General features: G+C 53.6%; 16 protein-coding genes and 2 pseudogenes. 1 reads left to right on the top strand and 17 read right to left on the bottom strand.

All coding sequences use genetic code 11. The annotated features are described in order from the left end of the window. Positions 1–4 precede the first annotated feature (4 nt). The 8 genes and pseudogenes from B0W44_RS02825 to B0W44_RS02790 all read right to left on the bottom strand — a co-directional run bounded on the left by B0W44_RS02825 (position 5) and on the right by B0W44_RS02790 (position 9050). Positions 5–1216, bottom strand: a complete 1212-nt coding sequence (locus B0W44_RS02825; RefSeq protein WP_418304067.1) for a galactokinase — start codon at positions 1214–1216, stop codon at positions 5–7. Continuing rightward, positions 1213–2199: a galactose-1-phosphate uridylyltransferase gene (gene galT, locus B0W44_RS02820; protein ID WP_077718680.1), complete on the bottom strand. Its 987-nt coding sequence runs from the start codon at positions 2197–2199 to the stop codon at positions 1213–1215. Before galT ends, B0W44_RS02825 begins: the two co-directional genes overlap by 4 nt. A 400-nt stretch (positions 2200–2599) precedes the next feature. After that, positions 2600–3954 (bottom strand): annotated as a pseudogene (locus tag B0W44_RS02815) (glucose-6-phosphate isomerase). Between the two features lie 125 nt (positions 3955–4079). Then, positions 4080–5168: a flavodoxin-dependent (E)-4-hydroxy-3-methylbut-2-enyl-diphosphate synthase gene (gene ispG, locus B0W44_RS02810; protein ID WP_077721225.1), complete on the bottom strand. Its 1089-nt coding sequence runs from the start codon at positions 5166–5168 to the stop codon at positions 4080–4082. A gap of 294 nt (positions 5169–5462) precedes the next feature. Continuing rightward, positions 5463–6281: an undecaprenyl-diphosphate phosphatase gene (locus tag B0W44_RS02805; protein WP_077718679.1), complete on the bottom strand. Its 819-nt coding sequence runs from the start codon at positions 6279–6281 to the stop codon at positions 5463–5465. Between the two features lie 315 nt (positions 6282–6596). Then, the gene (locus tag B0W44_RS02800) at positions 6597–7334 is read right to left on the bottom strand and encodes an ABC transporter permease (RefSeq protein WP_149026912.1); all 738 of its coding nucleotides are present in this window, start codon (positions 7332–7334) and stop codon (positions 6597–6599) included. A gap of 76 nt (positions 7335–7410) precedes the next feature. Beyond that, positions 7411–8139 (bottom strand): ABC transporter permease, encoded by a 729-nt coding sequence (locus B0W44_RS02795; RefSeq protein ID WP_077718677.1) that lies wholly within the window; start codon positions 8137–8139, stop codon positions 7411–7413. Next, the gene (locus B0W44_RS02790) at positions 8136–9050 is read right to left on the bottom strand and encodes an ABC transporter ATP-binding protein (RefSeq protein WP_077718676.1); all 915 of its coding nucleotides are present in this window, start codon (positions 9048–9050) and stop codon (positions 8136–8138) included. The genes B0W44_RS02795 and B0W44_RS02790 overlap by 4 nt, the downstream gene beginning before the upstream one ends. A 169-nt stretch (positions 9051–9219) precedes the next feature. On the opposite strand from B0W44_RS02790, the gene B0W44_RS02785 reads away from it, so the two are divergent. Continuing rightward, entirely contained in the window at positions 9220–10395 is a 1176-nt protein-coding gene (locus tag B0W44_RS02785; protein WP_077718675.1) for a MalY/PatB family protein, read from the top strand. Between the two features lie 139 nt (positions 10396–10534). Here B0W44_RS02785 and B0W44_RS02780 read toward each other — a convergent pair whose 3' ends face one another. The 9 genes and pseudogenes from B0W44_RS02780 to B0W44_RS02750 all read right to left on the bottom strand — a co-directional run bounded on the left by B0W44_RS02780 (position 10535) and on the right by B0W44_RS02750 (position 19717). Continuing rightward, positions 10535–11923, bottom strand: coding sequence for a sensor histidine kinase (locus B0W44_RS02780; protein WP_077718674.1), 1389 nt, complete (start codon positions 11921–11923; stop codon positions 10535–10537). Next, positions 11920–12591, bottom strand: a complete 672-nt coding sequence (locus B0W44_RS02775; RefSeq protein WP_077718673.1) for a response regulator transcription factor — start codon at positions 12589–12591, stop codon at positions 11920–11922. Before B0W44_RS02775 ends, B0W44_RS02780 begins: the two co-directional genes overlap by 4 nt. Positions 12592–12872: 281 nt before the next feature. Further along, on the bottom strand, positions 12873–13133 hold the full coding sequence (locus tag B0W44_RS19025; protein ID WP_237087444.1) for an AMP-binding enzyme: 261 nt from the start codon (positions 13131–13133) through the stop codon (positions 12873–12875). Positions 13134–13373: 240 nt separating this feature from the next. After that, positions 13374–14422, bottom strand: a pseudogene (locus B0W44_RS02770) (acyl-CoA synthetase); the annotation flags it as partial. 268 nt (positions 14423–14690) lie between these two features. Further along, positions 14691–16010: a TrkH family potassium uptake protein gene (locus B0W44_RS02765; RefSeq protein WP_077718672.1), complete on the bottom strand. Its 1320-nt coding sequence runs from the start codon at positions 16008–16010 to the stop codon at positions 14691–14693. Positions 16011–16074: 64 nt separating this feature from the next. Next, complete coding sequence (locus B0W44_RS02760) at positions 16075–17148, bottom strand: AI-2E family transporter (protein ID WP_077718671.1); 1074 nt, start codon at positions 17146–17148, stop codon at positions 16075–16077. Positions 17149–17376: 228 nt separating this feature from the next. After that, positions 17377–18039, bottom strand: a complete 663-nt coding sequence (locus tag B0W44_RS02755) for a DUF4340 domain-containing protein (RefSeq protein ID WP_228441431.1) — start codon at positions 18037–18039, stop codon at positions 17377–17379. Further along, positions 17931–18302, bottom strand: coding sequence for a hypothetical protein (locus B0W44_RS18425; protein WP_228441429.1), 372 nt, complete (start codon positions 18300–18302; stop codon positions 17931–17933). Before B0W44_RS18425 ends, B0W44_RS02755 begins: the two co-directional genes overlap by 109 nt. Next, positions 18299–19717: a GldG family protein gene (locus tag B0W44_RS02750; protein ID WP_077718669.1), complete on the bottom strand. Its 1419-nt coding sequence runs from the start codon at positions 19715–19717 to the stop codon at positions 18299–18301. The genes B0W44_RS18425 and B0W44_RS02750 overlap by 4 nt, the downstream gene beginning before the upstream one ends. Positions 19718–19727: the final 10 nt, after the last annotated feature.

The following is a 19727-nucleotide window of genomic DNA, read 5'->3' as shown; positions in this document are numbered from 1 at the left end:
TCCCCTACGTTATTTCCCGTGCGCCGCCGCCGATGTCACACGTATAAAATGTGGGGGTTAAACCCGTTCTTTCTGTGTATACGTCGGCTACTTGCTCTTTAAAGCGATCGACGCTGTCCTCTCGGACGAGACTCACTGTACACCCGCCAAATCCCGCTCCCGTCATGCGCGTCCCCATACACCCGTCCACGCGGCATGCAGCTTCGTAAAGGGCATCCAGCTCCTTCCCTGTGACGTCAAACAAATCGCGCAACGAGGCGTGGGACTCTTTCATCAGGTGTCCGAACGTCTCAAAATCATTTTGTTTCAAGCTTTCAACAGCTGCCAAAACGCGTGCGTTTTCGCCCGTTACGTGTTCCACCCGGTCGCGCACGGCCCCTGGTGGGATCTTGTCGCGAATGCGCTCCCACTCCCGGTACCGCAAACGTCCCAGCGACTTAACGTGGGGCAGCACCTGTTGTACTTGCATCAGTCCTTCTTCACACTCGCGGCGCCGTGTGTTGTATTGAGAGTCGGCTAAACCCCGCCGCTTGTTCGTATTCGTGATGATCAGCTGGAGATCGGCTGCATCAAAGGGGACGTACTCATACTCAAGCGTATCACATTTCAACAGCATGGCGCGTCCCTTTTTCCCCATGCCGACGGCAAACTGGTCCATAATGCCACAGTTTACTCCGACGAATTCGCTTTCTGCCCGTTGCGCCAACTTCACTAGTTCCATCATCGAGATGTGAACCGAAGCGATGGTCGTTACCGCCACTGCGGTGACGAGTTCAATGGACGCCGACGACGACAGCCCGGCCCCGTTCGGAATGTTCCCATCGTACAAAATGTCCGCCCCTGAAAAAACGCCCGCTCCAAGTCGCCTGACGAGTTCGTCCAACACGCCTTTCGGATAATTGGCCCAGCCATCTTCCCGTCTGTAAGCGATATCGTGAACACCGCATTCTACCACTCCGCCAAACTGAACAGAAGCCAAGCGGTAAATTCCGTCCTGTCTCGGACGAACAGCAGCCCACGTCCCGAGCGTTAAGGCCGCCGGAAACACATACCCCCCCGTGTAGTCCGTGTGTTCTCCGATCAAGTTGACTCGCCCCGGCGCAAAAAACACTCTGATGTCATCGCGGTGCCCATTGGCAGCGCGTGTCAGCTCTGGGGTGTCAAACGTCTGTATAAAGCGTTCTCGCAACGCCTCTCTCACTTCTCCCGTCGTCACCTTTCTCCCTCCCCCTCGGTTCTGTTCAGAAAGCGGCGATAAGCTTCCCTTAACACAGGTGCCGTTTCCTCTACCGAACGGGGGTTGGTCGCCGCCCAAGCCCCCATTTCTGACGACGCGTAGTACTTGATCTTGTCTTTGTCCCTAAGGGGCGGATAAAATTCAATGTGAAAGTGATAGTAGTCTTCGACATCACTGCTGACAGGGCGTTGGTGCATGACCATCATGTACGGAAACAGGCGGTCGTAGATAAGATCCATGGCCCCGGTCACATTCTTCAGCATCTCAGCCAGACTTTTTCTCTCCGCCTTATTAAAATCAGTAATTGCCGTCTTGTGCGCCCGACTGACGATAAAGACGCCGTAAGGGTAGTCGGTAAAGTAAGGCAAATAGCAGATAAAATGCTCGTTCTCGGCAACGATGCGCTGTCCAAAGCGCTTCTCCTCTTCATTCATGTCGCACAACAGGCAGTGTCCCGTCTGCTCATAGTGCGCTTGGCAACTGGCTAATTCTGTTTTGATTTTGAGCGGTATGACCGGGTAGGCATAAATTTGCCCGTGTGGATGGGGCATCGTCACCCCGACTTCCTCGCCGCGGTTTTCAAAAATCATGACGTATTTGTGGCGCGGGTCCTGGCATAGTTCAGCGAAGCGTTCCGTCCAGAGAGCGACGATTTTTTCGACGTGCTCTACGGGTAAATCCGACAACGCCGCCGTGTGATCGGGAGAGTACAGAATGACTTCACACTTTCCGTACGATGGCTCCGCCTTGTACAAAGGAGTGCCGACAGGGTCGGGCTCAGGCGGGTCAGGCATTAAAGCCGGAAAGTCGTTGTCGTACTTGTAAACGTCATAACGGTCTGGCACTTGACCCGATCCGGGACAAAACGGACAAAAATCTTTCGGCAGATGCGGCCGTTTTTGACGATTGGAAGCGACAATCGTCCAGTCTCTCAACAAAGGGTTGTATCGCAATTCCGCCACTACAGGCCCTCCTCTCCGACTAAACCACTAAGTTTAACCGTCGTACAAAATTCTTTATTAAATTAATTAATTATATTTACTGCTATCATATCCTATGAAAGAGAAGCCGTCAATACAAACGAGACACCCGACGGAACGGACGGGTCCACTTACGGCGGAAAAGTCAGCGGCTACAGCTGCCGATCACATGGAGCGAGTTAAGGACATGCTCCACGAAAAAGGTAGCCACACCGTCGCTGCTGTAAGACCCGCAGACAGTGGGGGGGTGACGACACAAAAAAGGCTGCCCTGACGGTGCAACCTTAACGACTCTTTCTCGATGGCCATTCCCATGCAAAAAGCCCCAAAATGCCAGAAGTGGTATGACGGTAGTGGAGAGCAAGCTGGGGTTGTATCCTCATTACCTGCCCAACCGATTGTGCAAAGCCGCCTTTTCCTGTTCAAATCCCGGTTTGCCGAGGAGTGCAAACATGTTTCTCTTGTACGCTTCGACGCCGGGCTGGTCGAACGGATTGACCCCGAGAAGGTATCCGCTGACGCCGCAGGCTTTTTCAAAAAAGTATACGAGTTGTCCGAACGTGCGGGGGCTCACATCCGGAAGCTCGAGGACGACATTCGGCACCCCTCCGTCCGTGTGGGCCAAGAGCGTTCCTTCAAACGCCTTCTTGTTGACATGTTCCATCGTCTCGCCGGCCAAGTAGTTTAACTTGTCTAAATTGCCTTCATCCTCTTCAATCGTCACCGGTTCACGGACGTTCTGCACGAACAGCACGGTTTCAAATAGGTGGCGCATCCCTTCCTGTATGTACTGGCCCAATGAGTGTAAATCGGTGGAAAAGTCGGCAGCAGCAGGGAAAATGCCTTTCCCGTCTTTCCCCTCGCTCTCCCCGTACAGTTGCTTCCACCATTCAGCCACGTAGTGTAGCGCCGGTTCGTAATTGACCAATAGCTCGGTCGTCTTGCCTTTACGGTATAACACGTTGCGCAAGGCCGCATATTGATAACAGTCATTCTCATCTAGCGAAGGGTTGCGGTAGCGTTCAGCGGCTTCCCTCGCTCCTTCCATGATGGCTCCGATGTCAATGCCCGCCGCCGCGATCGGGAGCATTCCGACGGGGGTCAGCACGGAGAAACGTCCGCCGATGTCGTCAGGGATGACAAACGTCTCATACCCTTCCGCATCTGCCAGCTGTTTCAAAGCGCCCCGCTTGCGGTCTGTCGTCGCGTAAATCCGTTTGCGCGACTCTTCGACGCCGTATTTGTGCTCCATAAATTTGCGAAACAGCCGGAAGGCAATGGCCGGTTCTGTCGTCGTTCCCGACTTAGAAATGACGATGACAGAGACGTCCTTTTCGTGAAGAACGTCAAACAAGTGGGAGATGTACGTCGAGCTGATGTTCTGTCCGGCGAAGTACACTTCCGGTGTGTTGCGCTTTTCTTTTGGCAGTTGATTGTGGAAGGAGTGGGTGAGCATCTCAATCGCGGCTTTTGCTCCGAGGTAAGACCCGCCAATGCCGATGACGACCACGGCATCGGAGTCACGCCTGATGCGCTCCGCCGCTTGTTGAATGCGCATAAACTCATCGCGGTCGTACTCGTTCGGCCACTCGACCCATCCGAGAAAGTCGCGCCCGGCCCCAGACTGCTGGTGCAGTTGGTCGTGAGCCAACGCGACAGCGGGGCCAAGTACTCTAATTCGTGCTCACTAAAAAAAGGAAGGGCCGTTTGGTAATCAAAGCGCAATGTTTTTGTCATGAAACCACCTTCCGAATTTAATAACGGGGAACAAAGGGGGGAAGGAAGAGCCGCCTTCCCACGAGCGAACAGCTCAACGTCAAGAGAATGCGGCTGGGACAACAGCAGTCCGCACTAAGGCGTTATTAGGCTTTTTTTTCCTTTTTCTGGGCATACTCCTCCGCCATTTTATCGATTTCCTTTTTCAACTCTTCCACCATCGTTTCCTCCGGTACTTTGCGGATGATTTTGCCGTGACGGAACAATAGCCCTTCACCCCGGCCGCCGGCGATGCCGATATCGGCTTCCCGGGCTTCCCCCGGGCCGTTCACGGCACAGCCGAGGACGGACACTTTCAATGGCACCTGCAAATTGGCGATGTACTCTTCTACTTCGTTGGCCACTTTAATCAAATCGATCTCGATCCGGCCGCACGTCGGACAAGAGACGAGGGTGGCGGCATTGGACACGAGACCGAACGATTTCAACAGTTCCCGAGCGACTTTCACTTCTTCTACTGGATCCGCGCTTAAGGAGATGCGTATCGTCGATCCGATGCCCCTCGACAAAATGGCTCCCAAACCGGCGGCACTTTTAACCGTTCCGGAAAAGAGGGTCCCCGATTCCGTAATTCCTAGGTGCAGTGGATAATTAAACGCTTCGGCCGCCTTTTCGTACGCTTCAATGGCCAAGGGAACGTGGGACGCCTTCAGTGACACGACGATATCGTGAAAATCGAGTTCCTCCAAGATACCGATGTGGAACAAGGCGCTTTCCACCATCCCGTCTGCCGTCGGGTACCCGTATTTGTCTAGAATACGCTTCTCCAGCGAACCAGCGTTAACCCCGATGCGGATCGGGATGCCCTTCTCTTTCGCGGCTCTGACTACTGCTTCCACCCGTTCGCGCTTCCCGATGTTGCCCGGATTGATGCGGATCTTATCCACTCCGCCTTCAATCGCCTTTAACGCCAAACGGTAATCAAAGTGAATGTCGGCGACGAGCGGAATGTGGATGCGCTTCTTAATTTCGGGTATGGCCTCGGCCGCCCGCATGTTTGGGCACGCCACGCGAACGATTTGACAGCCGGCTTCTTCCAGTCGGTGAATCTCTGCCACCGTGGCTTCCACGTCTTCCGTCTTCGTCGTCGTCATACTTTGAATGATCACCTGGTCGTTTCCCCCGATGGTCAGATCTCCGACCCGGACTGGACGTGTTTCGGTGCGATGATACATAGCGACCGCCCTTTCCCATAAAATCGAGACATCTATATAGTAAAAAAGGTCCTTCTTTCTGTATTGAATCACCCCTCCCATTATAACACGTCTCAAGGCGCCGCCAAGTTTTGTGAAATAGTGTGTCGAGGAACACAAATGCTCTGGGGTCCCGCCGATGCCTGGTTGTACGACACCCCAGCTGAAGAGATAGGTCCCGATGAGGAACGGTTTACATCCACCGGCAGAGTTCTGATCTCATAAAGGCCACACATTAGAAATTGCCTTAGGAACGACATGTTATTACAGTCCGCATTACAAAAACAGGACGACGAGCAGTCCGACGACCCAACAGTAAATGGAAAAATAACCTAGCTTGCCGCTGCGCATAATGTCAATAAACCACTTTAGGGCAAAGTACGAGGCGATAAACGAGGCGATAAACGCCACCGCATACGGAATAGCGAGCGTCGCCATCAGCGGATCCGTCACGATGTCCGACGCTTTCAAGACCATGCCGCCGAGACTGACCGGGATGTACAGCAAGAAGGAATACCTTAAGGCCGTATCGCGATCCAACCCTAAGGCCATGGCGCCGACGATCGTCGCGCCGGAACGGCTGACGCCGGGGATGAGGGCGACAGCTTGCGCAAGACCGACGATGAAGGCGTCTTTGACGGTTAAATGTTTTTCCCCTTTGTGTCCCCTCAGTTTCCGAATGAGCCAGAGCGCCACACCTGTGATGAGGAGCGTCACCCCGACGATTTTCACTCCGCCTTTCACCGAGCTCTCGATCCAATCCTCAAACAGAATCCCCAATACGGCTGCCGGAATCGTGCCGATGACGATATACATCGCAAACGAAAACTCTGACCTCGATTCCTTGTCCCGCGTCAAACTGTAACGTACCGTGTGGCGTACAATGCGAGCGATGTCCTCCCGAAACACGATTAACACCGCAATGAGGGAAGCGAAGTTGACAAATACTTCAAAACTCAACCCTTCGATTCTCAAACCGAGCAACGCTTCTACAATGACAAGGTGACCGCTGGACGAGATGGGAATCGGCTCGGTCACTCCCTGTATCAACCCTAAAAACAAGTACTTGACGATGATCATGAATCCGTCTGTCATGTGGCGCCTCCGCGAACTTTTTGCTTCTGTTACATCCTATCTTTTAATTTCACGCAATATTCATAGATTCTGGACTCTAATCTTTTCCCATTATAGCATGTCCGCATGCATTCAGTTAGAATGTGATTCGATTTATCCATATTACATATCACCTTCTATTCTTGTGAGAACTGCATCTAACGTGAAGCGTCGTGGGAGGTCTCGCACGACTCTGTGGCTCCAAAAGATTGTAACCGCGATAGTCAAATTGATTAAGCGGGTTGGCCTAACACGACTCTGTGACTCCAAAAGTCATTAGTCTAATTGTAGTTAGGTCTAAGCCGTCACATCTCGCCGCACAAACGTCCACCAGCCCCCGATCAGGGCCGTCAGAAATCCCCCGATCATGACGATAAACAACGTTTCCAGCGATACGTTGAACATGGCGTCACCTTCTTGCGGACTCATGGCCAAAAGCGGCTGGGCCCACGGATAAAAGGGGCCGAATGTTTCCGAATTGGCGATGAGAACCGCGGGCAGAGTCAACACGACGTTGAGAGCTAACGGCGCACCGAAGCTGCGCCAGATGGCGGAAACCCACATTTGCAAGGCGGCTAGCGGCAGAGCGGCGATCCAACCGCCTGCAATTCCCCTCAACAAGAAATCCCACGGGATAGGGACATCGATCCCTTTTACGACTCCAACGAGTAGAATGAGAAGAAGGAAAACAGACTGTGTCGCTCCCAGCAAACCGGCAACGACAAGCAGTTTAGCCAAATAAACGTGGGAACGGGACACGGGAAGGGCAAGCACTTGTTTCCACCCGCCGTTTAAATGTTCAAAGCGGCAGACAAAAGCAGACAGCACGCCGGTCAAGAGGGGAAGGAACAGCATGGCGTACAGAAGGACCGAGAAAGTGTACAACGTCTCCCACTCATTCATCCCGTCTACCTGGTTTGACGGGTCTATCCCCATCATTTGCAAGGAAGTGAGTAACGGACCGATTAAGACCAGCACCCACACGAGGGAACGTTTCGTTTTCATCAGCTCCGCAGCGAGTACACGTCCAAACATCGAATTCACCCTTTCATTCCGTCGTTGTTCATACATTTAAGCATGTCAATAAATTAAGTTGTAGCCCGCAAGTGCACTACTTCACGTCTCGCTTGGCAAAGTGAAGCGCCCCGATCAACAACAAGGCCGCACCTACAACGAGCCCGACCGCTATCCATTTTTCCGGATTGTAGCGTCCTGCTTCCAAAGGAGCTGCAAGTACGGGATATGCCCACGGAACCCAGTTCAACGACGCATTAAACGACAGAGACGACGACATCATAACCCCAATAATCCCGAGTGTCATCGGAAAGGCTTGATTTCGCACGAGCATAGATACCCAAAGTTGCAGGGCCATGACCGGAAACGCCGCAAGGTAAGGGAAATACCCTTCACCTAACGCCATCACCCACGGAATCTCCGGGCCAAATCCTAAACTTACACCGAGCAAAACCGTCCCGATTCCTGCCAGGGAGGCTGAGATCAACAACAGGACTGCAAGTCGCAGAAATTTCCCCACGTAGACGTGAACCTTCGAAACGGGCAAGGCTAATATCAGTTTCCACGCCTGCGCCTGGTGTTCAAGCCCGGCCAACATCGAGGCTAACAGGGTGATGCCGAGGAGCAGCGTCGGAACGAGTATCTGATGTATGTTTCGGACCAGATCCCCCCACACGTCCGAACCGGGTGTAACCAAGAAGTCATAGCGTAAGCCGTAGTTCACCGCCTGTAAACTGATGACCCCCAACGGGCCGAGCACGACTAAAATCCCGATCCACGTCCGCTTTGCCTTCAACCGGTCTGCCGACAAAATGCGCCCCATCATAGGCTGTTCCCCTTTCCCGTCAATTCGAGGAACACCTCTTCAAGGGACGGTTTCACTTCCTCAAGCCGGTAAACAGAAAAGCCGTTCTTCACGAGCAAGGCATTCACCCGGCTCACCTGCTCCGGTTCCGTTTCATCCAACCAGAGCAAACCGTCTTCTATGTGCGGTCGCCATCCGCTCCCTTCCAGCACGGCACTGGCCTCACGCATCCGATCCACGCCAATGGCTGTACGCGGCCCGCTTTTCTGGCGGAGCGCTTCGATGCGGTCTTGAAAAATTAATCTCCCCTCGTGGATGATCCCGACTTGCGTCGAGATTTGGTCGATCTCACTGAGCAAATGACTTGAGACGAGCACCGTCATCCCGTACTTCCGGGGCATGTCTTTAATTAAACGGCGCATTTCCTGAATGCCGGCCGGATCGAGTCCGTTCGTCGGCTCGTCTAAAATGAGCAGTTCCGGATGACCGAGCAGTGCGATTGCAATGCCCAGCCGTTGCTTCATGCCGAGGGAGTACCCTTTCACTGGGCGGTCGGCCGCCTCTGTCAAGCGCACGATTTCCAGTGCTTCCGCGATGCGTTTCTTCGGTGCACCGAGTAACCGCCTCACGACTTCCAGATTCTCCGCTCCGGTCAAGTGTCCGTAATACGACGGCGACTCTACGAGTGAGCCGACCCGGCGCAAGACGGACATGCGGTGTCGATGAAAATTTTCGCCAAAAAGGCGCACCGTGCCCGCCGTCGGGCGGATTAAGCCGAGCAGCATGCGGATCGTCGTCGTCTTCCCTGCACCGTTAGGCCCTAAAAATCCGTAAATTTCGCCGCGGGGCACGCAGAGATCCACACGGTCAACGGCGGTGCGCTTGCCGTAACGGCGTGTCAATGCGTTCGTTTCAATCACCATCTCACTCATACTGTTCACCTCACGCTCTATCGTACATGGACACCTTTAACTGCGCCTTATCCACTCCTTAAAAATAGCTTAAATGCAAACCCTTCCTTGAGAGTCCAATTTCTCCCCAGGGCCAGGGCTCTCTATCGCATTTTTTGATAATATAAATGGAGGAAGGAGTGAGCGCGGGATGACGTACGACTTTGACCGCGTATGGGACCGGAAGAATACGTATTCGGTAAAGTGGGACGGGGTGGGGAAATTTTTCGGGGATGCCGACTTACTGCCCATGTGGGTGGCCGATATGGACTTCAAAGCGCCGCCGGCCGTGATCGAAGCATTGAAACGACAAGCCGAACACGGCATTTACGGTTATGCGATGCGGCCCGATTCGTATGACGACGCCGTGGTGCAGTGGTTTAAAAGGCGTCACCACTTTGAGGTGAAACGGGAATGGCTCGTGTTCAGCCCCGGGATCGTTCCCGCCTTGAACGTCATCGTTCAAGCGTTTACAGAACCGGGTGACAGCATCGTGATTCAACCGCCAGTTTACTACCCGTTCGCCCAGGCCGTGAAGCGGAACGGCCGGACCCTTGTAGAAAATCCCCTCGCCTTCGACGGAGAGCGTTACACGATCGATTTTGACGACCTGGAACAGAAGCTCGTAACGGGAGTAAAGCTCCTCATTTTGTGCAACCCGCACAACCCCGTCGGCCGTGTGTGGACAAAGAAAGAACTGGAACAGCTGGGACAACTGTGCCTCAAGCACAATGTCCTCATCGTCTCCGACGACATTCACTGCGACCTCATCCGGAAAGGGTACCGCCATACCCCGATCGCCTCCCTTTCCGAATCGCTCGCCCTGCAGTCGATAACGTGCACGTCTCCGAGCAAAACGTTTAATTTGGCCGGACTGCAGGCGTCGCACATCATCATCCCTAACGAACGGCACAGAAGGACGTTTAAAACAGCGATTAAAACCCTTGCCCTCGATTTAGGCAACACGTTTGCCATACCGGCCGTGGAGGCGGCCTACCGACACGGCGAAGCGTGGCTCGATCAACTGCTCGACTATTTGGAGGGAAACATTCGGTTCTTAACAGACTTTATCCGGCAGAACATCCCCCAAGTTAAGGTCATCCAACCGGAAGGAACGTACCTCGTCTGGCTCGACTTTCGCTCTCTCGGACTGTCGCCCAAGGAGTTAGAGTCGCTGATGCGGGATAAAGCGAGAGTCGCCCTCGACGAAGGGTACATTTTTGGCACAGGGGGAGAAGGGTTTGAACGGATCAACATCGCCTGTCCGAGGAGCACCTTAGAGGAAGGACTGACACGCATTGCACAGGCGGTCAAAATGTTATCGTAAGGATTATCTCCTGATGGAAAAGAGAAACTCCCCGGATTTTGTGTCCGAGGAGTTTTCTTGTGTGGTCTTCGTGAAAGAGTTTCAACAGTACAGACACCGGAGAGAAGGAATAAAAACCTGACAGAGGAGTGTGGAGAGACTAGCTCCTGCTGTACGGACTGTCCTTGCACAGAAAGCAGCGCGTTCCTTGTTCACTGCTTTCTATGTGCCATTTTAAGTCCATCGTTTCGGCCATCAGCGACACGATGGAAAGGCCGATTCCCGCCCCTTTAGAGGCCGTCCGCGTATTCTCTAAGCCCGGACCGCGGTCTTCCAGCGTCAAACACGTCCGTTCGTTTCCGATTTGGGCTGAAACACCGACGTATTTCCCTTCCTTGGCGTAGCGCAGTGCGTTTTGGAACAAATTGTCCCAAATGCGTTGAAACCACTGCCTGTCGACTTCCCAATAAATTTCTTGTTCGGGGAGGGTGACCTCAATGTCAAAGCCTTCTCTCTCCAAAAGGGGGTACCACGAAGCGGTGATTGCGCGCAACAACCGTACAACATCTAACCGTTCTGGACGGTACGGGTATTTTCCCGCCGAGAGGAGAGAAAAGGACAACAAATTGTCGATCAGTTCGCCGAGATAGCGAATTTTATCGTCGATGACAGCGAGGGACCGAGCTCCTTTTTCCGACAGCTCTTCCTGGGCCAGGGAGTAGGCGTGGCCCCTGATCACTGTCAAGGGGGTGCGCAAATCGTGGGACAAGTTGGCGATCAGCTCCCGGCGCAACTGTTCTTCCGCTTGTTCGCGCTCCCGGCTCTCCTTCAACTGTTCAGCCATGCGGTTGAAGGAACGTTCCAAGTCGGCGATTTCATCGTCCCGCCTGACTGGAACTGTCACGAAGTCCCCCGTCATTTCCGCTTCCCGCATCGCCTGCTGCAGCGTCGTCAGCCGTCGCCGAATGCGGGTGAAAAACAGCCAGGACAGAAAGACGAACAACCCGACATTCAGACCGACGATGACGAAAAACGCCACAATGGGCGTAAGCATGGTGTACATGTTCTGTTCGACCGGTACGCTGAATAAGGAAAGGGGTATTTGAATCGTCATGAACCCGTCTTGCTCGTCCTCACCGAGTAAAGCGACGACGGTGAACGGATCTGCAGCCACACTCGATTTCATAAAATCGACCGCCATCGAAGCCGTCCACTCATCCGGGACGTCAGCGTCTTGCGGCAGTTTTAACCGGGTAACTCCTTCTCCGTCAACCCAGAACACAGTCGCTTCAGGGTATGTTTCCTTCAGTCGTTTCAGCTTCTCCACCCGTACCGCATCGGAATCATCGGCCATCTTTCTCGCCGCCTCATGCCACATCTTTTCAATCTCGCGATACTCGTATTTGGGCGTGATACCGTGTTCTACAGCTAGAAACCGGTTATAACCCCATACAATCGCACTGTTGATCAGGGGTACGAGGGCAATAAAAATGACGACAACGACGAGATACTTCGCTAACAGCGACTTTCGCCATTTGCGCTCGCTCATCGTTTCACCCGGTAACCGAGTCCACGCACAGTCTGTATGATCGTCGGTCGGCTGGGGTTTCGCTCAATTTTTTCCCGTAAATGGCGGATGTGGACCATGAGCGTATTTTCCCCGCCGGCAAACGGTTCTTCCCAGACGGCCTCATACAGCTGCTCCTTGGTCAAAATTTGGTTAGGGTGGCGGAGAAAAAAGTCCAGCAGGCGGTACTCCTTCCCTGTCAGAGTCACCTCTCGCCCTGTTTCCCTGTCCACGACACGGTTTTCTTGCATGTAAACGTCCAAGTGCTGCAGTTTGACAGGCTGTGCGGAAGGGGTGCCGCACCGCCGCAACAGCACCTCCACCCTCGCAGCCAGTTCGTCTGGGTGAAACGGCTTCGTCAAGTAGTCGTCGGCGAACGACAACCCTTCCACCTTGTCCTCTACGGCGGTACGGGCTGAGAGCATCAAGACGGGAAGGTCGGGATCGCGCTGTTTAATTCTGTGCCCGACAGTGAACCCGTCCAAGCCCGGCAGCATCACGTCCAATATGACCAGATCTACACCGTCCAAATGTTCCAACACGCGGTTCCCGTCGGTTAACCACGTCACCCGGTAACCGCGCTCAGTTAAATCCCGCTCCACCCACTCGCCTATTTCCCTTTCGTCTTCAACGTACAAGATGTGTTTCATCAGTCAATCCAACTTTCCTGCATATACGGCGCTCATTCACTTCGCCTTCGATGCGGCAGAGACACCTTTATCTCCACACAAGCCGACATGTACGGCGTTTGTTTACTCCACATTGTAAGTCAGCAATGCGAGCCAATCAAATATATCGCAGGAAATTAAGTTAAATTTAAGAATAGACGCCTCCAGCGGGAAAGCACGCGCTCGAGGGAAGTGCCGTGCACACGGGATACGATCATGCGCCGATCGATTGGACGCCTAACCTCGATGCTAACACACCTCGGTTAAACACCCCTCAATTTTCTCTCCTCCTCTAGCGCCCTCAGTTCAACCCGCCGTATTTTTCCACTCGCCGTTTTCGGCAAGTCAGGTACGAACTCGATCTCCCGTGGATACTTATAGGGGGCCGTTACTTGTTTGACGTGGTCTTGCAGCATTTTTACCATGTCCCCTCCAGCGTCCTCCGGCTCTTTCAACACGACGAACGCTTTGACGACAGACCCCCGTACGTCATCCGGGCTGGCTACGACGGCACACTCGCGCACGGCCGGATGGCGGACAAGGGCGTCTTCGACTTCAAACGGGCCGATCGTGTAACCAGAACTAAGGATGATGTCGTCAGCACGACCTTCAAACCAAAAATAACCGTCTTCATCCTCCTTCGCTTGGTCACCGGTCACGTACCAGTCGCCGCGAAACGCTTGCTTTGTCCGTTCCGGATCGCGGTAGTACCCTTGAAACAAGGTCGGTGCACTGCGGTGCACGGCAATGTCTCCTACGGTGCCAGGGGGAACTGGACGCCCTTCCCCGTCAATGATCTGCACGCGGTTCCCCGGCGACGGTTTCCCCATCGATCCCGGTTTGATCGCCATGCCAGCTAACGTTCCGATGAGCAGTGAATTTTCCGTCTGTCCGTACCCGTCTCGCACCTCCACGCCGAAATAGCGCCGGAATGTGTCAATCACTTCCCGGTTCAAGGGCTCTCCTGCACTGACGGCCTGGCGGAGCGAAGAGAGGTCGTACTGGTCCAACCTGTCTACTTTCGCCATCATGCGGTATTCCGTGGGCGTGCAGCAAAGCACGTTAATGTCGTATTTTTGCATCAGGGACAAGTATTTTTCCGGATCAAACTTTCCTGCGTAAACGAAAGCTGTTGCACCGAGCGCAAGGGTCGAAATAAACGGGCTCCACACCCATTTCGCCCATCCGGGCCCCGCTGTCGCCCAAACGCGGTCACCGTCCCCGATTCCCATCCACTGTTTGCCGGCCACTTCCCGGTGCGGTATCGCCCAGCTGTGGTGGTGAATGACCCCTTTCGGTCCGCCGGTCGTCCCCGATGTGTAAGAAATAAAAGCGATGTCGTCACTGTGAGTACGGGGCAGCGGCTGATTTCGTGCCAGTGCCGCCACTTCGTCAATGTGGAGACTGTCCGGCATTTTCTCCCCGGTCACAATGACGTGTTTTAAACTGGGGCATTCCCCTCGAATGTTTGCTACCCGGTCCCAGATGCCGTCAAACACGATGACTGCCTGCGCGCCGGCGTGTTTCACCCGGTATGCGATATCCCCGCTTCGGAGCATCTCTGAACCGGGCATCACGATGCACCCTGCTTTTAACGCCGCCAAATAGACGACGTACGTTTCCGCCCCCGGGGTAACAAGATGAACAATTTGCTTCCCTTCGTGAGACCCATCTGGCAGAACCCCTGCGCCAAACGGTCAGACCGTTCCTTTAATTCTGCATACGTCACCTCTCCAGTCCGCCCTTTGGCATCCTCCCACACGATTGCCGTTTTTCCCGGATCTTCTGCATGCCGGTCGATGTCGTCCGCCATGTTGTAAACACTCGGAATGTGAAACTGATGGTCCACTCGTATCCCTCCCACCATTGTATGCGCTTACTAAACAATTCAAGAAAGGAAAAGAGATTCCTGCCTCGATGAGAGAAATTTCTAAAATGACTTTGCAACTACGTGCTTTAACACAACCGAAATAGCGGACGAGAGAGGCGCGGGAAAGTGGTCTTGATGAGCCTGACTACACATCGGCCGTCCCTTTTGGAAGACTCTCACCCGCCGACTACCGGACACACGGCATCCGGATTTATCCGATAATGAGCCGCTCCTTCGGGTAACTGTACAGCGCCTTTTTCTCCTTGTCCCGCCACATGAGTAAGATCGCGCCAAATCCGATCCTTCCCGTGAGCATGATCACCATGAGCACGACTTTTCCCACACTGCTCAGTTCCCCGGTGATCCCGACAGACAGCCCGCACGTTCCGAACGCAGAGGCGATTTCAAAGGCGAGCCATTTCAGTTCAAACGGCTCTGTCACAGACAGGATGAGGAGTGCCGTGACGAGGAGGGAGACCCCGAAGACGGCGACGACAAACGCTTTTCTCACATCGGCCGGATCAAATTGCCGCCCGAACACACTCACTTCCTTCGTTCCTTTGGCGAAACTCCTCACCGCGAAAAACACGGTGGCAAGAGTCGTCGTGCGAATGCCGCCGCCGCTGGAAGAAGGGGAAGCGCCGATAAACATGAGCAACGACATCATCAACAGGGTCGGCAGTTGAAACGTGCGCACATCCGCTGTAGCGAAACCGGCGCTGCGCGTCGTCAGTGATTGGAAAGCGGAGACAAGTATCTTCTCATGCCACGCGTCGTGTTTCAAGTTTCCATCGAACTCTATAACGAGAATAAAGAGCGTACCGATGATCCACAAAAGAACATACACGATCAAAGACAGTTTACTATGTAAAGACAACCTCCTGCGGGAAGGGTACTGGAGCAACTCGATCAGAACGGGAAACCCAATGGCCCCGCAAAAAATTAACGCCATCATCGTCACATTGACTACGTAGTCGTGGCGAAACACCAGAAAACTGTTGTCAAACAAATCGAATCCGGCGTGGGTAAAACCTGCCACAGCGTGGAACAAACCCATGTACAGCGCTTCGTGCCACGGATAAAATCGCATAAAGTACGTTCCGAGGATAAACGCACCGACGGCTTCGATAACGAGGACGATGACCAAAATACTACGAACGAGGCGGACGAGACCGGCCAACGAGATTTGGTTCTGGTCCAACTGGATCAGCAACCGGTCGCGCAAGCCGATTTTTCGGCCTAATACGAGCCATATCATCGTTCCTAAAGTCATAATCCCTATCCCGCCGAGCTGGATCGTCACGAGCAGCACGATCTGGCCGAACAAACTAAAGGTCTCTGCCGTGTTCGTCACAGTGAGACCAGTGACGCTAATGGCGCTGGCAGAAGTGAATAACGCGTCAATGAAGCTCAAAGATTGCCCAGGTTTTCGCGAGAACGGCAAGTACAACAAAAGTGCCGCCAACAATGTCAGCACGAGATAGCCCCCGACGATCACCTGGATCGGCTTCAGCTTGTTGACAAATTTCATCACGGCTCACCTCATGCCCTCTATCTTAACACGCTCACAAGCTGAAGACGAGCCGTCCTTCTGTTCAATCTTCACTGCGGCGGATGGACAACAGCTGATAGCTGTGTTTCACCACGACTTTTACCACGGCATACGTCGGAATCATGAGGATCATCCCCAACACACCGGCGAGGTTGCCTCCGACGAGGATGAGCAGGATAATCGTCAGCGGGTGAACGCTCAACACTTTCCCCATTACACGGGGGGAGACGAGATTGCTCTCGATCTGCTGAGCTGCAACCATGACGACGATGACGAAAAGTACCATGATCGGCTCTTGAAACCACGCAACGATGACCGCTGGTGTTACAGCCAAAAATGGCCCCAAAAACGGAATGACGTTCGTGACCATCCCGATGAGCGCCAGTAACAGGGCGTAATCGAGGCCGATCAAAATGTAACCGACCAAGAGCAAAAGGCCGACACACACACTGACGATGAGCTGTCCTTTTATGTAACTGCTCAGGGCGTGGTCCATATCCTGCAGTACGTGGCGGATTTCCCGCTCTTTCGATCGAGGAAAAAAACGCGTCACACCTTGGGCAAACTTCTCTTTATCTTTCAACAAGTAAAAGAGAATGAAGGGGACGACGACTAATGCGAAGACAAAGTTGAACACATTTCCAAGGAAGTGGGCGATCATGACGCCGGTGCGGGAAGCAATGTCCTGCAGACGCCCGCCGATGTCGCTCACAGCATCCTTCACGAAATCGGGGATCACCTCCTGGTTTGTCTGCCAGTAAGCGACGGCCTGTTCGACGGCTCTCACCATCGCCGGAATATTGTCGATTAAACGGGTGACTTGGTCCTGGACAGTGGGGCCAATGAGCGACACTACCAAAACCAACAACCCGAGCCCCACCAAAAAAATGAGCAAAATCGCAATCGTCCGCGGCACCCGCCACCTCTCAAGCATTTCAATGAGCGGACGGCACAAATAGAAGAGAATGCCCGCGATGAGAAACGGCAAAAACAGTGTTTGGACAAAAATTACGACAGGCGTAAAAATGAATTTCACTTCGTTCAGGAGCCAAATGATAACTAAAAATAAAATGATACCGACAGCAACGCGGAACCACCGCTCCTTAACGACTTCCATATCATCTATCCCTACCTTAAAAGTTCGTGGACAAAGTCTCCCTGTCCGCTCACGTTAAGAAGCTTTAAAAAAGCTCGCCTTAATCGCCATTATACACGAAAATCTATCACTTTAATCGATTCTCTGAACAAAAAGTATAATAGGCCCTTCACATTATAAGTGAAACGGGCCTTCTTGAACGTTATGCGACACTGATTTTTATTGTATTTTCCTGTTGCACTATGTGTCTCAATCGTGATCCTTACCTTCCCTTTCCCCTTCTTTCTGTTCTCGGACACTGTGCACGTCTTCTATCAACTGGTCGATGTCCGCCGGGACAACGGGGTAAATCCACTCCCCGCCCTCCTTTTGAACGAAGAGCCGGTCCTCCTTACGGGCCCCGGTCCACGTTTCCGCTCCTTCTTCTGTTTCAATCGTCAGCTGAAAGTCTGAGCCGTCCGGCATGGCTTCCACAGGCAACCCTTGGGCCGTCACAGCGTTCATTTGGCTGAAGATGGCCCCTGCTTGTTCGGTTGACAGCTGTTTTCCGTTAACTTTCCACTCGTCACCATCTCGGGCGATCTGGATCTCTTCGTCTCCCCACGTCAGGGCGATCGACGTCACGTCGTCTTCCTCGACGGACCAGAGCGTTCTGTCCATAAAGGTGTCGGCAGGTTGCGACAGCTCCTCCAACGCGAACGCGTCAACGGTGTAGATGGCGGAAACGCCCTCTACTTGCACATAGCGCATATTGTCTACCGGCGTTTCATCTCCTAGTGACAGCGTGTACGTTTGCCCGTCGCTCAAGCGCAACGTAACGGCAGTCGACGGGTCTTCAAGGCCAAAGTCAGCCAAGGCCTGATCCGACTGTTCGATGCGTTTCCCCGTGAGAGACGCCATGGAGGACGCCACGGCATCGAGGGACGCTCCGTCCACCGGAAACGGCTGCGGCTCCGTCGCCTGCCACCCCCCTTTTCTTTATTGAACACCAGCATTCCGTCTTCCCGTTCGACACGGATCGCTTCAATGTCTTGGGCGTCAACCTTCCATACTGCTTCTTCCTCGGGCGTCTCCTCTTCCTCGTCCACTTCACCGTCCATTCCGCTCACCTTGACCCAGACAAACAAGGCGACAAAAACGGCGATGGCGAGCACTGTCGGTATAAACTTTTTCACATTTTTCGCCTCCTCCACCACACAATGCCGCCGCTGATCAAGATGACGGCCGGCAGCCCGACGACGGTGGCCAGGAAAATGCCGTCTGCTTGTCCTGGCGTCAAGGTGATGGGTTCAACGGTTTTCTCTTTAGGGCGAATCGTGATATTGTCTTCTTCTCCGCTCAGCCAGTGCAAACTGTTCAACACAAAATCGGCGTTCCCTTGCAAGGTGAACAACTGTGAATCGAGCACTGTCACGTTTCCGAGGACGACAAGCTTTGGCGTGCTAGCCGTTTCATCGGAAGCTTCCCCGCCTTCCTCTTTTGTCTCTCCAGTGGCAGTGCCCCCATCGGATTCGACAGCGTAAGCGAGGGTTAACGGACCTTCCATATCGTCGTCACTTTTTTTCGCATCGGCAGTGTTGAAATCCGTCTCTCCCCAGGCCGCTTCACTCGTCGTCAACAGCGGTGAGACCGTCAACCCTTCTACTTCCTGTGTTGAAAGGCTCCGGGATTGCGGCAAAATGAGGGCCCGCTGCTGACTTTCTAGTTCCTGAGTAATCGTGTGCGGCTCAAAGACCGGTATCGGGGTGAGCGGATCATTGAAATAACTGCGCTCCGGGTCGATGACCAGATTGTGCTCTGGCTCAATCCCCCACTGGGACAACAATCGGTTTAAATTTTCCAGCGGCTGTTCACTCTCCGTCGGCGGAAGGAAGACCATGAGTTGTCCGCCCTCCTGCACATACGCGTCGATCAGCTCCACTTCTTCCGCTGCGATATCTTGAGTGGGCCCAGCGATGACGAGCACGCCGGCATTTTCCGGTACGCTGCCTTCCGTTGCCAAGTTTAACGTTTCGACCTGGTACGCCTCACCTTCCATCATTTGCACCGCTTGGGCGAACGCCTGTCTCGGATCCGGTTCACCGTGCCCCTGTAAGAACGACACAGTCGTCCTCTCTCCTTGCGTCACTTGTATGATCGCTTGGGTGAATTGCTGTTCCCCGGTAAAGTTGTAGCTAAACTGGTCACTCCCCATCGTGTAAAGGGCGTAAGCTTCAATTTTTTTCGTCTCATCTCCGCTTTCAAAGACGGTCGTCCCGTACGATTGAACTTCGTATTTTTGTGCGAGGGACGGGTTTTCGTTCGGGTCGACGACATCGAGGTGGATGTCGTCGCTCAGCTTCTCGTACTCTTTCAACAGCGATTCAATCTCTTCATCTTCGGCACTACCGCCGCTAAAGAAGTACACGTTCACCGGCTGCGACAACTGTGCCAGCGTCTCTTTTGTCTGCTCTGAAAGCGAATGCTCCTTATTTTCCGTCAAGTCGTAGCGCATGGACACTTCTCCGACCGCCACGTTGGCCAACACTAAAATTCCGATCAAGACGACGGCCAACACGACGACATTCGTCTTCTTCAAAAATGCTTTCACGGCTTACCCC

Source organism: Novibacillus thermophilus, from assembly GCF_002005165.1.
Lineage (GTDB): Bacteria > Bacillota > Bacilli > Thermoactinomycetales > Novibacillaceae > Novibacillus > Novibacillus thermophilus.
This window is presented reverse-complemented; position numbering and strand designations above follow the sequence as displayed.